Here is a 16,344-nt window from a genome sequence, read left to right on the forward strand (position 1 = left end):
TTGAGGAGTCAGCTGGGTCTTGCTGCACTGCTTTCGCGGATCCGCAGCTGCACCGGTGCGACGGTACGCATCGGTGCTGCATCGGGGTTGTCCAGGCGCTGCAGCAACAAGGCTGCAGCCTGACGACCACGCTCACGCGGATCAGCCGTCAACGTGGTCAACGGCGGCACCGCGACCGCAGCCTCGGATATATCGTCGAAGCCGGTAACGGCGAAGTCGCCGCCCGGACGTATGCCACGCGAGGTCAGGCCCAGCATCAGGCCCAATGCAACCGTGTCGTTGTAGCAGACCGCCGCGCTGGGCCGCTGTGCGCATTCGAACAATTCACCGGTACGTGCAGCCGCTTCCAGACGGTTGGGCGCGGACTCGATCAACCAGTCCGCATGGAAGGGCAAGCCCGCTTCACTCAATGCCTGCTGGTAACCCAGACGACGCTGCGCGCAGGAACTGGATGCGCCATGCCCGCCAAAGAAGGCGATATCACGATGACCGCGTTCGATCAGGTGGCGGGTTGCCATGTACGCGCCGTGCTGGTTGTCCAGAGTGAGAAAATCCCAGTCCGCGCCGGCCAGTTCACGGTTGAACAGCAGCACGTTGGCATGTGCACCCAGTACATGGCGCAGCTCTTCGGCATCGCTGCCTTCGGCCGGCGACAGGATGAAGCCGGTCGGCGTGTGTTCCATCAAGGTGCTCAACACCGCCTGCTGACGCTGCGGCGATTCGCCGGTGCTGCCAAGCAAGGTCACGAACCCCTTGCCACCCAGCGCTTCGTCCACGCCCGAGGCGAATTCGGCGAAGAACGGGTTGGACAGATCGTTGATCACCAACGCGATCGACGACGAGGTACGACGACGCAGGTTGGCGGCGGTGCGGTTGTACACATAACGCTGCTTGCGCAGCTCGGCCTCGACCTTGGCGCGCGTATCCACGTTGACCAAGGGGCTGCCGCGCAGCACCAGCGATACGGTAGCCCGCGACACGCCTACCGCCTGCGCGATGTCGGTGACGGTGACCGCGCGTTGGCCGGCCTTGCGTGCGCCCTTGGCGCCGGTAGAAGTGTCTTTCATCGTTTCCGCTGCGGTTCCGGGATGCGCCAAGCCTAAAGGATCACGGCCAGCGCTTGCGCTGCCCGTTCCCTTCTTTCCGGCCTTGGCGCTGCCCGAGCTCACGGCTGGGCGCTGCCCGGGGTGGCGCAGTACGACACCGGCAGGTCCGCCTGTGCGGTGCCCCAACCCTGCTCCGGTGCCTGCGCACCGAGGGTGAAGCGCACATCGCCGCCTTGCTGCAGGCGCTGCCAATCCAGCCACACCGCCGGCTGCGGCTTGCCATCAACCTGCACGCTCTGGATGTACTGCAGGCTGCGCGGATCGGCGCCCGGCGCCTGCAGGCGCAGCGTGCGGCCGTTGCCCAGGGTGATCTCGGCCTTGCTGTAGCGCGGCGCATGCAGCAGGAACTGGCCACTGCCCGGCACTGCCGGATACAGGCCCAGCGCACTGAACAGGTACCAGGCCGACATCGTGCCAAGGTCGTCATTGCCGGTAACGCCATTCGGCGCATTGGTGAACAGCTGCTGCGCCGCGCGAACCACGGTGGCGGTCTTCCACGGCTGGCCGATCAGCGTATACATCCACGGCGAATGCAGGTCAGGCTCGTTGTTCGGGTTGTAGCGGTATTGGTTGTAGTAGCTGTACGGACCAACCACCCATTCCTTGCGTGCAGCGGTCAGCGGTGACTGCAGCAGCGCGTCATAGGCGAAGAACGCATCCAGACGCTTGCCGGCCTGTTCGCGGCCATGCATCGCCTGCAGCATCCCGGGCACGTCCTGCTGGACCAGCCACTGGTACTGCCAGCCGGTGCCTTCATGGAAGCCGTGCTGCGAACGCGGGCTGTAATGACCATCGGCAGGCGTATACCACTTGCCGTTCTCGTCGCGCGGACGCGGGAAACCAGTGAAGCCGGTTTCGGCATCACGCACATCCGCATCCCACACCTTGTGCCAATTGCCGCCGCGAGTGCGCAGCGTCGCTGCATCGTCGGCGTGACCCAGGCCATCGGCCATCTGCGCCAGCGCGCAATCGGCCAATGCGTACTCCAGCGTTGCCGAGCCGCCGTGGTGCGGATCAACGTCCATGCCCTTGGAGGGGAAGGCACGGTCATAGGCCACATAACCATTGGCGAGATAGCTGGCATTGCCGGAACGACCAGCCATGCGCGAATTGATCGGCGGCATCTCGAAGGCATTGCGGCGCAACGCGCCCCAAGCTTCCGCCTCGCGGCCCTTGAGTGCACCGAAGCGCCACAGGTCGACCATGAACGGCGTCACCGGGTCGCCGGTCATTACATTGGTTTCGAAATTCGCATAGCCCCAACGCGGCAACCAACCGCCCTGTTCGTTGATGGCCAGCAGGCTGCGGCCGATATCACGTGCAACTTCCGGACGGGTCAGGGCCAACCACTGGTTCTGCGTGCGGTAGGTATCCCACAGCGAGAAATACTCGTAGTAGGTCCAGCCATCGGCACGGTGGATGACGTCGTCGTAGCCACGATAGCGACCATCGGCATCGCTGCCGGTCATCGGCTGCAGCAGCGCGTGGTACAGCGCGGTGTACAGCACGGTGCGGTCATCGGCATTCGCACCTTCAATCTTGACGCTGCCCAGCTGCTCGCGCCACTGCGCCTGCGACAGCGCACGCATGCGATCGAAGCCCAGCAGCTTGCCGCCCTGCATGCCATCGCTGCGCAGATTGTTGCGCGCACCTTCGGCATCCACATGCGAGATCGCACTGGTGGCGGTGACGCTGCGGCCATCGGCCAGGTCAAAGCTCAGCCACGCACCATTGGGCTTGGCCTCGCCTTCCATGCTGTGGCGCGCGCCGGGCAGGCCGCCTTCCTCGCCCCAGGTGCCGTGCGCCTTGAACGGGCGGTCAAACTCGATGCGGAACCAGGTGGTGTACTGGTGGCCGCCGCAGAAGCTCTTGGTGACCAGCTTGCCTTCCACCGCACGGTCGCCAACCACGTCGATGACGCTGCCGATCACCGAATGGCGCTCATTGGCCTGGGCAACATTGACCAGCACTTGGCCTTCACTGACGCCTGCGCTGAAGGTGTAGCGCTCGGCGGCAGCGCGGGTCAGCGCGGTGGTTTCCACGTCGATGCCGCGGTAATCGGTCAGCCGGACCTTGTAGTAGCCGGCCTGGCCGACTTCGCCGTCGTGGCTGTAGGCCGAGGCGTAGTTCTTGTGGTCGAAGCGCTTGGGATCCTTGGTGTCGAAGTCACCACCGGGACCGATGCTGCCGGTCACCGGCAATACCGAGACCTGACCGCCCTGCTCCCAGCAACCGGCGCCGGAAATGAAGGAATGACCGAAGCCGCGGATCTTCTCGTCGTCATAGCGCCAGCCGGAGTAGTGGCTGCCGATCGGGCTGACCTGGATCAGGCCGAACGGTGCCGACGCGCCCGGGAAGGTATTGCCGTCATCCTTGCTGCCGATGAAAGTATTGACCTCGCGCTCCAGCGCGGCCGACGGCGCGGCCTGCAGCAACGGCGCGAAACTAAGCGCCAGCAGGCAGGCAGCCGTTGCCATCGGGCGGCGGCGGGTAGTGGCTGTGGATGGCGATCGGCTCATGCATTGGATCCTTGGGTCGGTCGGTACGGCGGCGGTGTAGCTGTGGCAGAAGTTGGCCCGGACAAGCCGGGCCGCTGATGTCCAGCCCATCCGGGAACGGGATGGGGGAGAGATGCCAGGCATCAGCAAAACGGGTAGGCCCCTGCTGTTGCCCCGACGACCGTCACGACGGCGGCTGGCGGGGCAAAAGCAACAAACTTTGGGCCGTGGAACACGCTGCTCGGCAGTGTTTTCAGTGGCTTGCAGCAAGCTGGACCCCGCCCTGCGCGGCCCCACCTGCATCCCCGGAAGCACGTTGCCGAAAATTTAGATCGATCCAAGTAAAGCATGAGCATTTCGCCCAGCGCATTCTGCGGCGCAACATCGGAGCGAAAACCCGCCCCTGTAATGCCGAGCCATGCTCGGCAGGAGCGTTCCCGGTAAAGCCTCAACAGCCAACCCCTCCCCAACCCTCCCCTTGGCCTGCGGCCAAAGGGAGGGAGCAAGGCGTAGTGCCGAGCCATGCTCGGCAGGGGCGTTCCCGGTGAAGCCTCAACAGCCAACCCCTCCCCGGCCCTCCCCCTCGGCCTGCGGCCAAAGGGAGGGAGCCAGGCGTAGTGCCGAGCCACGCTCGGCAGAAGCTTTCCCGGTAAAGCCTCAACAGCCAACCCCTCCCCAGCCCTCCCCTCGGCCCGCGGCCAAAGGGAGGGAGCCAGGCGTAGTGCCGAGCCATGCTCGGCAGAGGCTTTCCCGCTAAGGCCTCAACAGCCAACCCCTCCCCAGCCCTCCCCTCGGCCTGCGGCCAAAGGGAGGGAGCCAAGCGTAGTGCCGAGCCGTGCTCGGCAGGGGCTTTCCCGGTAAGGCCCCAAAAACCACCCCCTCCCCAACCCTCCCCTTGACCTGCGGCCAAAGGGAGGGAGCCAGGCGTAGTGCCGAGCCACGCTCGGCAGGGGCTTTCCCGGTAAGGCCCCAAAAGCCACCCCCTCCCCAGCCCTCCCCTTGGCCTCCGGCCAAAGGGAGGGAGCAAGGCCATATTGCGAAGCAGCATGCGTCAAACCTTTGGCTGTGCTAAAAAATGCGCGCCAATCGTTTAGATCGATCCAAATCGACACCCCCACGATCCCGGCAACGGAACCCTGCTCGAGCGCCAGACCAATCATTGAGCGAACGCAACAAGGCCCCGGTTTCACCCGTTTTTAGATCGATACAAGTCCAAATCAACGTGACAGTTAGCGATTCAATCCAGGAGAGGGAGAGAAATGAAACAGATCACACGCAAGCACGGCCGCGACACATTGTCCGCCGCCATTGCCTTCGCCTTGTTCGCCGTCGCAGCCGTTCCCGGCGCAGCGCTCGCGCAACAGGCCAGCACCAACACCAGCACCGATGCCACTACGCTCGATAGCGTCAACGTCACCGGCTACCGCTACGCCATCGAAAAAAGCCTTGAGCAGAAGCGCGATGCCAATGCCGTGGTCGAAGTGATCACGGCAGAAGACGTCGGCAAGTTCCCCGACAAGAACGTGGCCGACGCGCTGCAGCGCGTGCCCGGCGTGATCATCACCCGCAGCGGCGGCGAAGGTAAGAACGTCAGCGTGCGCGGCCTTGCTGCCGACTTGACCCTGACCCAGTTGAACGGCAACTACGTCGCCAGTTCGGAAACCAACAACGAAGCCTCGCGTTCGTTCAACTACACCTTGCTGCCGTCCAACATGCTGTCGGCCGCCGAGCTGTACAAGACCCCGGAAGCTCGCATCGAAGAAGGCGGTATCGGCGGCACGGTGATCCTGCGCACCCGTCGCCCTCTGGACATGGAGTCGAACTCGGGCTTCGCGAGCATCGAAGGCACCACTTCTGACACCACCAGTGGTATCGATCCACAGGCCTCAGCAATGTATTCCTGGCATAGCAAGGACGAGCGCTTCGGCGTGCTGGTCGGCGCAACCCAGCAGAATCGCCGCAGCCGCACGATGGAGGCGACGACCGAAGATTGGCAGTGGTACAGCGACCGCCTCGATGCCAATGGCAACATCAGCCACGACTACGTCTGGAACGAACCCGGCACTACCCGCAACCCGCCGGTCGACACCAATGGCAACCCGCTGACTGGTATTTCCCAGTTCTGGGGTCGCTCGGGCATCTACGACCAGAACGGCAATCACTACTCCGGCTTCGCCATGCCGACATCGGTGAACTTCGCCGTCAAGGATGAAAAGCGGGAGCGCAGCGGTGGTCAATTGACCCTGCAGTTCAAGCCGGTCGACAACGTAACCATGACCGCGAACTACTTCCGCTTCGAGCTGGAAGGCAACTACACTCAGAACATGCTGAAGATTCCGGAATGGAACCTCGCGCGCGTGGCCGGCGACGGCAACTGGGAGCCCGGCCGTCTGCTCAACGGGTTCACCCTTGATCCGAGTGGCACCATCGTCACCGGTGCCGAGTACGAAAAACTGCCGGGCAAGACTTACATCTGCAGCGAAGACGAAGCTGCCGCTGCGGGCTTGCCTGGCGGTGGCTGGGGCCCGGACGACTGCACCATTCCCACCCCGCAGATCACCGGTACCTATAGCCGCGAAAAGGCACTGTCGCAGACCGGCGACCTGACCATCGACTGGGACATCAGCCCGCTGTGGAAAGCATCGTTCGCCGGTGGCCGTACCTGGTCCGAAGGCGGCCCGTCGATGAGCTTCCGCACCGCTGCCAAGCCGCGCCGCAAGGTCGGTGACACCTGGGAAGCCGGCAACCTGTACAGCGCCTGGGACATCTCTGGCACGCCAACGGCCACGTTCTCACCGGATCTGCAGCAGAAGCTGATGTCCGGCATCGCAGAAATCGACACCGGCTCCACCGATTCGTCCTGGACGCAGACCAGCATCAAGCAGAATCACTTCCAGGCTGACTTCAACAAGCTGTTTGAAGCAGGCATGCTGGATTCGATCCAGTTTGGCGCCAAGTACAGTGACACCAAGGTGCACCGCAATACCGGCAATACCTACTGGGTATGCCAGGGCGCGGACCCCAGTGACTACAGCAAGCGTTATCAGGCCGGTTGCGACTCCACCGCCGGCATCGCACAACCTGGTTTCTTCCTGTCACAGCCGCTGAGCAACATCGGCGGTGGCTTCAACGCGAACGTGTTCCCGGGCATCAACTACCCCGGCTACATCGACTACCTAAACAATCGATACGGCGCGGCGCAGAACCGTCGTGAAGACGACTTCGTCTACAACGTCGGCGAAAAGGTCTATTCGGGCTACTTCCAGGCCAACTTCCGTACTGAGCGCCTGCGCGGCAACATCGGCGTGCGTGTCGCACATACCAAACAGCATGCTGAATCCAGCGACTCGGTCGAGCGTTTCATCGACTACTTCGCTGACAATGCCAACGGGACGCCGATGGCCTGTACCGATCCCGCCGCCGCTGCGCTGCTGGGCTCGAACACCGGTTATGGCTGCGAAAGCGGCTTCGTGCGCCTGCCCGACAGCATGGCCCGCGAAAAGACCTATGAAATGGCGACGCTGGACAAGAGCTACACCGACATCCTGCCCAGCTTCAACATCGCATGGGACATTACCGACAATCTGGTGTTGCGCGGTGCTGCGTCCAAGGTCATCTCCCGCCCCCGCTACACCAGCATCGCCTATCCGGGCGGCTTGAGCTTCTACAGTGCCGAGTACAGCGCCGACCGCGTCGTCGCTGGCGGCGCCGTGAATCCGGGCTGGTATGGCTCTGGCAGCAACAAGAACCTGGATCCGTTCGAGGCGGTTCAGTACGACCTGAGCATGGAGTGGTACTTCAAGCCCGGCGCGGTTGCCGGCGTTGGCTTGTTCCGCAAGGATGTGAAGAACTTCACCGTGCGCGTGCAGCGTGACATGCAGGTGAATGTCGGCGGCCAGACGGTGACGGTGCAGAACTACGCCACCGACGTCAACGGCCGCGATGGTGTCTCACAGGGTGTTGAACTGTATGGCCAGTACACCTTCGACTTCGGCCTTGGCGTCCAGGCCAACTACACCTACAACGACACCAACCTCGCATCGCTGGAAATCGATGGCGAGAACATCGGTTCCTCGCCGCTGGTTGGCAGCGCCAAGAACCAGGCCAATGTCACCGTGTTCTACGAGAACAGCCGCTTCCTTGCACGTGCTTCGTACAACCGTCGCGGTGAAGTTGTGGGTGACCAGGTCAACGGTTTCACTGTCTACTCCGAGCCCTACGACCAGCTCGACCTGAACGCCGCCTTCAACATCCGTGAGGACCTGACCCTGAGCGCATCGGTGCTGAATGCCACCAAGTCGGAGCAACGCGCGCACCTTGGCAATGACACCAAGGCTCGGCTCTACTCCAACAGCTATGCAGGTCGCCAGTTGTACATGGGCCTGACCTGGAAGTTCTAAAGCTGGTCCAACCGTGCTGTCCGCACGGAGGTAGTGAGAAAGCCGCGCTGGTTACAGCGCGGCTTTTTTAATTCAGCGGAGACTGCTTTCCATCTCCCGCCTGCGGGGGAAGGCGCCCGAAGAGCCTGCCCCCGTGAAAGCGGGGGCGGATGGGCGGCGCTTTTTGCGTTTTTTCTTTTGCTTTTCTATTTCGCCTCTTCCACGCCATTTCCTGTCGAACAAGCAGCAACGCTGGAGTCAAAAGCTCCCCTCACCCCAACCCTCGCTCCGCGCGCCCGCCCTTGCGCTGGCGCAAGGGCGTTCGATGGGCAGCGAACCAGTGGTTCGCAAGCTGCCCCTCTCACCCCGCATGCGGGAGAGGGGCTAGCAATCCGGCATGCGGAAGAAGGGCTGGCAATCGCGCATCCCTATAACTCACGTCAGCGCCGTCATGACCCCTTTCCGATACGCCGGCCGCTGCTGCAGGCGCGCATACCACGCTGCCAGATGCGGCAGCTCCGGTCGCTGGATCGGCATTTCAAACCAGGCGTAGATGAAGGCGCCCAGCGGAACATCCCCCATCGCAAAACGCTCGCCGGACAACCAGGGCTGTTTTTCCAGCGCCGCATCAGCCAGCGTCAGCAACTCACCACAGCGCAACAACGCCGCCGCAATGCGCGCCTCATCGCGGTCCGCCGGTGCAGTACGCACAACGCCCCAGAACAGGTCACGGAACGCCACCGCGAAACTCGACGTGGTCCAATCCATCCATTGTTCGCTGCGTGCACGCTCAACCGGATCGGACGGATACAACACGTCCAGCGCATAACGTGCCGACAGGTAACGCACGATGGCGTTGGACTCCCAGACCGGCAGGCCTTGGTCCTCGATCACCGGCACCAGGCCGTTCGGATTCATCGCGCGGTATTCGGCCGTCTGCGTGCCACCAAACGCGCCGCCCACTTCGATGGACTCATACGGCAGACCGATCTCCTCGGCACACCACAGCACCTTGCGCACATTGCTGGAATTGCGCCGGCCCCATATCTTCAACATTCCGCCACTCCTTTCAACTCAGTTTTCATCGCGCGCTCCCTTGCGTGGCAGCGCGCGTACCGCCGATGACTTGCCGGCACGCTTGACCTCGAACAGGCCGGTGGCATCGATCAACTCGCTCAACTTGCGATAGCCATAATTGCGGGAATCGAACGACGCGCGGTTGGCGATCTGGTTGCCGACGGCGCTGAGCAGGGCCCAGCCCTGCTCATCAGCCACTGCATCCACCGCGCCACGCAATAGATTGAGCAGGCGCGTGTCACCACGCAGTTCATTGGTGCTGCGCGGCTTGATTGGCGCTGCTGGTGGCTCCGCGACTTCCGTTGCAGTCGCCGCGGTCGGCGCACTGCTGGCAGCCACCTGCTCGACGACTTCGGGCGCATCGTTGCCCAGCGCTTCCAGATAAGTGAACTTCGAGCAGGCGTTGACGAAAGCCAAGGGCGTCTTCTGTTCGCCGAAGCCATACACCTTCACGCCATCGGTGAGGATGCGCATCACCAGCGGGGTGAAGTCGGCGTCGCTGGAAACAATCGCGAAGCCGTCCAGGTTGCGCGCGTACAGCAGGTCCATCGCGTCCACCACCATCGCCATGTCCGAGGCGTTCTTGCCCTTGGAATAGGCGAACTGCTGGATCGGCCGGATCGCGAACTCATGCAACACGCTTTCCCACCCCTTCAAGCGTGGGTTCTTCCAGTCGCCGTAGGCACGGCGCACATTGGCCACGCCGAAGGCGGCCACTTCCACAAGAATCTCGTCGATCTTCGATGACGGCGCGTTGTCAGCGTCGATCAACAACGCGATACGCTTTTCGGGCTCAGACACGGGGTGACTCCATGGCGGCAAGCTGACCGCCAGTATCGGTCATCGCTGTTTCAAAGCACATCAATGCGATGATATGCGCTGACAACCCGCCCCCACGGCCGGTGCACCGGCCACACCGGAGTACGTCATGCCGCAACACCCGCATCTTGTCGTCATCGGCGGAGGTTTCGCCGGGCTCTGGGCCAGCCGAGCGCTGGCCGATGCGCCGTTGCGCATCACCCTGGTCGATCGTCGCAACCACCATCTGTTCCAGCCGCTGCTGTACCAGGTGGCCACCGCCGGCCTGTCCTCGCCGGATATCGCCGCACCGCTGCGACATATCCTCGGCAGGCAACGCAATATCGAGGTGCGGTTGGGTGAAGTGGTCTCCATCGACAAACATGCCAAGCAGGTGCAACTCGGCGATGGCAGCCAGATCGCTTACGACATGCTGCTGGTCGCCAGCGGCGCCACCCATGCCTACTTCGGCCACGACGAATGGGCCGCCGACGCGCCCGGCCTGAAGACGCTGGACGACGCGCTTTACCTGCGCCGCAAGCTGCTATTGGCCTTCGAGCGCGCCGAAGCCGAGCCCGACCCCGCCAAACGTGCGGCATGGCTGAGCTTCGCCATCGTTGGCGGTGGTCCGACCGGTGTGGAACTGGCCGGCACCCTGGCCGAAATTGCCCGCCATACGCTGAAGAACGAGTTCCGCCATATCAATCCGGCCGACGCCAAGGTACGCCTGGTTGAAGCCGGACCGCGGGTGCTGTCCTCCTTCCCGGAAGTGCTGTCACTGAAGGCGCGCCGCCAGCTGGAAAAGCTGGGTGTGGAAGTGCTTACCGGCACCGCCGTCAGCCATATCGACGGACAGGGCTTCCAACTGGGCGACACCCACGTACCCGCACGCACCGTGGTGTGGGCAGCCGGCGTGGCCGCTTCACCGCTGGCACGCACGCTGGACGTGCCACTGGACCGCGCCGGCCGCGTACAGGTGGAACCAGACCTCACGGTTCCCGGCCACCCGGAGATCTTCGCCGGTGGCGATCTGGTCGCGCTGATGCAGGCCAACGGGCGGCCGGTGCCGGGTGTGGCGCCAGCCGCCAAGCAGATGGGCAAGTACGTGGCGCAGGTGATCCGCGCGCGTCTTGATGGCAAGCCAGCGCCGGCGCCATTCCGCTACAACGACCAGGGCAACCTGGCCACCATCGGCCGCATGGCAGCGATCGTGCATGTCGGCAAGCTGCAGCTGTCCGGTTTGCTGGCCTGGTGGTTCTGGCTGGCCGCGCACGTGTTCTTCCTGATCGGTTTCCGCAACCGCTTGGTGGTGCTGCTGAACTGGGCGGTAGCGTATTGGAGCTACCAGCGCAGCGCGCGCATCATCCTCGGCGATGCCGACGAGGACGATGGCAAGGAACCTGCGGGCTGATCACGGCCGCACCAGCGGCAATCAGCTGTTGCCGTTGGCGAACTGTTCGAATACTTCGCGCCCGGTGAGTTTCGGCGTCTCGTTGGCCAATTCGTAGTACGACGGCTTTTCGTCGATGAAGATCTGGCTGGCCAGTTCGAACGCTTGTTCATGGAACAAGCCGGCCGGCACGAAGTATTCGCCGTCCGGCACCAACCGGTAATACAGGTGCGTGCCGCACTGTGAGCAGAAGCCGCGCTCGGCCCAGTCGGAGGAACGGTAGGTCTTCAACGCGCTGCCGATGACCTGCACCTGATCATCGCAATGCACCGCGAACAGCGGCCCACCGGACCAGCGCCGGCACATGCTGCAATGGCATAGACCGATTTCGGAATGCTCATTGGCGATCACTTCGACCGCACCGCACAGGCAGTTCCCTTTCATCACCAGCTCCGTCTGCAAGAAGAATGCCGAATCTACACGGGAAAGCTCACCGGTAGTGCCGAGCCATGCTCGGCAGGGGCTTTACCAGAACCCCGTCCGTAGTGCCGAGCCATGCTCGGCAGAGGCTCCATGCACGGACCAACCGCCACCGGCAATGCCTCTGCCGAGCATGGCTCGGCACTACAGCGGGTTAGTTCGTGCACAAGGCCTCTTGCCGAGCATGGCTCGGCACTACAAAACAAAGGCCCGGGTTTCCCCGGGCCTTCGTGTTACTGCTGCTGCCTTGCTCAGGCGGCGAACAGTGCCTTCATCTTCTTCAGCGCGTTGGCTTCGATCTGGCGGATGCGCTCGGCCGACACGCCGTACTCATCTGCCAGTTCCTGCAGCGTCACCTTGCTGTCGGCTTCCAGCCAACGGCGGGCGATGATGTCGCGCGAACGCTGGTCGAGCTTGGCCAGCCCTTCGCGCAGCAGGCTCAGCTGGTTGTCTTCGCTGTCCTCGCGCTCATAGGCCTGCGACGGATCTTCATCGCGCGCGACCAGATACGCAGCCGGCGACGGCGGCGCATGATCGTCGTCTTCATCCGACGGCGCATCGAAGCCGATGTCGCGACCGGACAGGCGCGATTCCATCTCCATCACTTCACGCTCGGAGACGTTCAGATCCTTGGCGACGGCGCTGACCTCAGCGGCGTTCATCCAGCCCAGGCGGGTCTTGGACTTGCGCAGGTTGAAGAACAGCTTGCGCTGCGCCTTGGTCGTGGCGACCTTCACGATGCGCCAGTTCTTGAGGATGAACTCGTGCATCTCGGCACGGATCCAGTGCACCGCGAAGGACACCAGGCGCACGCCCATGTCCGGGTCGAAGCGCTTGACCGCCTTCATCAGGCCGATGTTGCCTTCCTGGATCAGGTCGCCCAGCTGCAGGCCGTAGCCGTTGTAACCGCGGGCCACGTGCACCACGAAGCGCAGGTGCGAATGCACCAGCTCACGCGCGGCGTTCAGATCCTGCTCGTCGCGGAAGCGACGCGACAGTTCCTGCTCCTCATCGACCGACAGCACCGGGATCTGGTGCACGGCACCGATGTAGGCGTCCAGCGAACCGAGCGCACTGGGGATCGGGAGATTGTTTGCCACAAGGGCAGTAGAGGTGTTCAGGTTCATAGGACCTCATCTTAGCAGTCGAACTATTGGACTGCTCAGTACAGAAAAAGTTCCAGCGTTCTGTTTTTGTTCGCAAACTCGAGGTCAAACCCGAATAGGCGACAGCAACGACGGCATTCCAAACCCCACCAAGGTAGCAAAGCCAAGGTCACCGCGATATGACAGCAATCAAGGCAGTTCAGCGATCAGACGGCGCCAGATCGGCCAAGGCCGGCAGCCGCCAGTCGATCCGGGCCTGGCCGTTGCGGGCCAGGTAGTCATTGGCCTGCGAGAAATGGCGGCAACCGAGGAAGCCCCGATGGGCCGACAACGGCGAGGGATGCGGCGCCTTGAACACGCGGTGGCGCCGGGTATCGATGACCTTGCCCTTCTGCTGGGCGTAAGCGCCCCACAGCAGGAACACCAGGCCTTCGCGCTCGCGGTTGAGCACATCGACCACGTGGTCGGTAAAACCCTCCCAGCCGCGGCCCTGATGCGCGCCTGCCTTGCCCTCTTCCACGGTCAGCACCGCATTGAGCAGCAGCACGCCCTGCTGCGCCCACGGCAGCAGGCAGCCATGGTCCGGGCGCGGGATGGCCAGGTCGGCCTCGATCTCTTTATAGATGTTGAGCAAGGACGGCGGCACCGGCACGCCCGGCTTCACCGAGAAGCTCAGGCCATGCGCCTGACCATAACCGTGGTACGGGTCCTGGCCCAGCACCACCACCTTGACCTGCTCGAACGGGGTGGCGTTGAAGGCAGCAAAGATTTCCGGGCCGGGCGGAAACACATGCGCCCCGGCTGCCTTGCGCTTGCGCAGGAAGGCCGACAGTTCGCGCATTTCCGGGCGCAGCAGCCAATCGCCGATGCGCGCCTTCCAGCTGGGCTCGAGCTGGATCTGTGCGCCTTCTTCGCTCACAGCACCACCGCCGGCTGTGCCATGCGTGCCAGCCGCAGCTGGAACAACACCTTGGTCACCAGCAGGCGCTCTTCGATGGGTTTCTGCACCAGGTCATTGGCGCCGGACTGCAGCAGTGCCGACTGGTTGTGCGGATTGCTGTCACCGGTCATCACCAGCACCGGCAAGCGTCGCTTGCCATAGCCGAAGTCGACGCGGATGCGTTCGACCACATCACGGCCGCTGAGCTCGCCCTTGAGGGTGACGTCGGTGAGCACCAGGTCCACCTGCCGCGTGGTGCGGCCCAGTGACTCGGCGGTGAGCAGCGAGAACGCATCCTCGGCGGTAAGCACGTGCACGACATGCAGGTCGTGGCGTTCGAGCATGCGCTTGGTGGCTTCCGCCACCACGCGGCTGTCTTCGACATACAGCACGGTCGCATTGGCCACCGGCTCCGGCTGCACATAGCCACGGATGAAGGTCGCCAAGGCTTCATGGCCCAGCGCCTTGTCGAAATAGTCGGTGACGTATTCGGTGAAGCGGCGCTGTTCCAGATGCTGCTGGGCATCGCCGGAAACCACGATCACCGGCACATAGGCCTGCCCGGCGGTTTCGCGCACGCCACGCGCCAGCGCCAGGCCATCGCCATCAGGCAGGGCCAGCGAAGTGGTGACCAGATGCACCGGGCCAGCGGCCAGCGCTTCGCGCGCCTCGGCGATGCTGGCGCAGCCCACCACCTCGACATCAGGCAGTTCGCGCTTGAGCACGTCGCTGATCAGGCGCCGTACCAGTTTGGATCCATCGACCACCATTACCCGCGGCGCGTCGCTGATCAGGTGCTTGAGCTCGTGCGTGGACATGCGGGCCTCAGGTTTCGGTCGGGCGAGTCTGCCTGAGGAAGTGACCGGTCACCAGCCATGCCCCCAACCAACCCAGGATCGTGGTGCCAACCAGCACCATGCCCGAATGCAGCAGATCCAGGCCATGCAACATGAAAGGACTGCCGTAGCTCTGCGACAGGTTGGCCAAGGGCGCGCGCAGGGCCAGCCCGCACACGCCGATCAGGCCCAAGGCGAGCGCACCAGCACCAAGCCCGTACCACGCGCCCAGATAGACGAACGGACGGCGGATGAAACCGTCGCTGGCACCCAGCAACTGCAGCACACCGATTTCCTCACGCCGTGCCTGGATGTCCAGGCGCACGGTATTGCCGACCACCAGCGCTGCCCCCAGGCCCAGCAGCACCGACAACACCTGCACCAGGCGTGCGCCGAAGTTCAGCCAGCCATCCAGGCGCTGCCGCCAGAGTGCATCGTGCTGGACCAGGTCCGCCTGCGGCAGGGTTTCCAGCGACTTGGCCAGGGTTGCGTCGGCGCCATCGGCTGGAGTCACGATCAGCAGCGTGGGCAGCGGGTTTTCGCCCAGCGCATCAATGGCCTCGCCCAGACCAGCGTTCTCACGCAGCTCGGCCAAGCCTTCATCCGGCGTACGCAACTGCACCTGCGCAACATCGGCACGGGCACGCAGGGTCTTGGCCAGTTCCTGCGCGGCGGCGCCGTCCACATCGGTCTTCAGGAACAGGTTGATATCGCGCGACTGCTGCACGCTACCGGAGAAATGCTTGAGGTTGTCCAGCCCGATCGACAACCCCAACGGCAGTGCCAGGGCCAGCGCCATCACCGCCACCGTCAGCGCGGTTGCCCACGGCCTGCGCAGTGCGCGGCCGAGGCTGAACACCACGCTGTGCAGATGGTGGTTGATCCAGGTGGCCAGGCGCGACGGTGCCGCCGTACTGGTGTTCGTTGCGGACTTCTCGCTGCTGTTGCTGCTAGTCATTCGGCCAGGTCCTGCGGCGAGATGTCATCGACCAGACGGCCGTGGTCAAGGATCAACACGCGCTTGCGCATCTGCTTGAGCAGGGCCAGGTCATGGCTGACCACCAGCACACTGGTGCCGCGCGCCGGCAGCTCGGCAAACAAGGTCATGATTTCCGCGGCCAGGGTCGGGTCAAGATTACCGGTGGGCTCGTCGGCCACCAGCAGCTTGGGCTCGGCGACAATCGCGCGGGCGATGCCGACGCGCTGCTGCTCACCGGCCGACAGTTCGCTGGGCAGCGCCTTCTCACGGTGGCCAAGACCCATCCGTTCCAGCACCGAGCGCACCCGCTTGCCGGTATCGGCACGACGGTCGCCGCGCAGGATCAGCGGCAGGGCGACGTTCTCGCCAATGCTGCGATCGACCAGCAGGCGATGGTCCTGGTAGACCGCGCCGACTTCGCGCCGATGCAGGGCAACCTTGCCGCCGCGCACCTTGAGCAGGTTGCGCTCGCCGAAGATGACCGCGCCGCGGCTTGGCCGCTCGCTGAGATGGATCAGCTTGAGCAAGGTGCTCTTGCCGGCACCGGAGTGCCCGGTGACGAACAGCATTTCGCCGGCCGCCACCTCGAAGCTGACATCCAGCAGCGCCTGATGGCCACCGGCATAGTGTTTGCTGACATTGTCAAAACGCAGGACGCTCATCGTGCTGATTATGCAGGAGCGCGGGCGGACTGCGGGGGATACAGGTCACGTGTAGTGCCGAGCCGTGCTCGGCAGAGCGAAACCTGTAGTGCC

Annotated in this window: 12 protein-coding genes; 2 read left to right on the plus strand and 10 right to left on the minus strand. The window is 63.7% G+C overall.

What is annotated here, in order from left to right:
• Positions 1–8: 8 nt before the first annotated feature.
• Both AC13FW_RS16690 and AC13FW_RS16695 read right to left on the minus strand, forming a co-directional pair.
• Positions 9–1,067, minus strand: a complete 1,059-nt coding sequence (locus tag AC13FW_RS16690; RefSeq protein WP_482989813.1) for a LacI family DNA-binding transcriptional regulator — start codon at positions 1,065–1,067, stop codon at positions 9–11.
• Between the two features lie 98 nt (positions 1,068–1,165).
• Positions 1,166–3,625, minus strand: coding sequence for a GH92 family glycosyl hydrolase (locus AC13FW_RS16695; protein WP_482989814.1), 2,460 nt, complete (start codon positions 3,623–3,625; stop codon positions 1,166–1,168).
• Between the two features lie 1,238 nt (positions 3,626–4,863).
• Between AC13FW_RS16695 and AC13FW_RS16700 the strand changes: the two genes are divergently transcribed.
• A complete protein-coding gene (locus tag AC13FW_RS16700) occupies positions 4,864–8,004 on the plus strand; it encodes a TonB-dependent receptor (protein WP_482989815.1) in 3,141 nt (1,046 codons plus the stop codon).
• Between the two features lie 414 nt (positions 8,005–8,418).
• Here the strand turns inward: AC13FW_RS16700 and AC13FW_RS16705 are convergent, their stop codons facing one another.
• Both AC13FW_RS16705 and AC13FW_RS16710 read right to left on the minus strand, forming a co-directional pair.
• The gene (locus AC13FW_RS16705; RefSeq protein WP_482989816.1) at positions 8,419–9,039 is read right to left on the minus strand and encodes a glutathione S-transferase family protein; all 621 of its coding nucleotides are present in this window, start codon (positions 9,037–9,039) and stop codon (positions 8,419–8,421) included.
• A gap of 18 nt (positions 9,040–9,057) precedes the next feature.
• Positions 9,058–9,861, minus strand: a complete 804-nt coding sequence (locus AC13FW_RS16710; protein WP_481510853.1) for an NYN domain-containing protein — start codon at positions 9,859–9,861, stop codon at positions 9,058–9,060.
• A 127-nt stretch (positions 9,862–9,988) separates the two neighbouring features.
• Between AC13FW_RS16710 and AC13FW_RS16715 the strand changes: the two genes are divergently transcribed.
• Positions 9,989–11,269, plus strand: a complete 1,281-nt coding sequence (locus AC13FW_RS16715) for an NAD(P)/FAD-dependent oxidoreductase (RefSeq protein ID WP_482989817.1) — start codon at positions 9,989–9,991, stop codon at positions 11,267–11,269.
• Positions 11,270–11,290: 21 nt separating this feature from the next.
• On the opposite strand, the gene AC13FW_RS16720 is transcribed toward AC13FW_RS16715, so the two are convergent.
• The 6 genes from AC13FW_RS16720 to ftsE all read right to left on the minus strand — a co-directional run bounded on the left by AC13FW_RS16720 (position 11,291) and on the right by ftsE (position 16,251).
• A complete protein-coding gene (locus tag AC13FW_RS16720) occupies positions 11,291–11,692 on the minus strand; it encodes a GFA family protein (protein WP_482989818.1) in 402 nt (133 codons plus the stop codon).
• A gap of 287 nt (positions 11,693–11,979) precedes the next feature.
• Entirely contained in the window at positions 11,980–12,855 is an 876-nt protein-coding gene (gene rpoH, locus AC13FW_RS16725; protein ID WP_282272958.1) for an RNA polymerase sigma factor RpoH, read from the minus strand.
• A gap of 178 nt (positions 12,856–13,033) precedes the next feature.
• Positions 13,034–13,753, minus strand: coding sequence for a uracil-DNA glycosylase (gene ung / locus AC13FW_RS16730; protein WP_482989819.1), 720 nt, complete (start codon positions 13,751–13,753; stop codon positions 13,034–13,036).
• Positions 13,750–14,592, minus strand: a complete 843-nt coding sequence (locus AC13FW_RS16735; protein WP_482989820.1) for a response regulator — start codon at positions 14,590–14,592, stop codon at positions 13,750–13,752. Before AC13FW_RS16735 ends, ung begins: the two co-directional genes overlap by 4 nt.
• Before the next feature lie 7 nt (positions 14,593–14,599).
• Positions 14,600–15,568, minus strand: coding sequence for a permease-like cell division protein FtsX (ftsX, locus tag AC13FW_RS16740; RefSeq protein WP_482989821.1), 969 nt, complete (start codon positions 15,566–15,568; stop codon positions 14,600–14,602).
• Positions 15,565–16,251, minus strand: coding sequence for a cell division ATP-binding protein FtsE (gene ftsE, locus AC13FW_RS16745; RefSeq protein ID WP_481510910.1), 687 nt, complete (start codon positions 16,249–16,251; stop codon positions 15,565–15,567). Before ftsE ends, ftsX begins: the two co-directional genes overlap by 4 nt.
• Positions 16,252–16,344: the final 93 nt, after the last annotated feature.

This window comes from Stenotrophomonas sp. 21LCFQ19 (genome assembly GCF_056861425.1).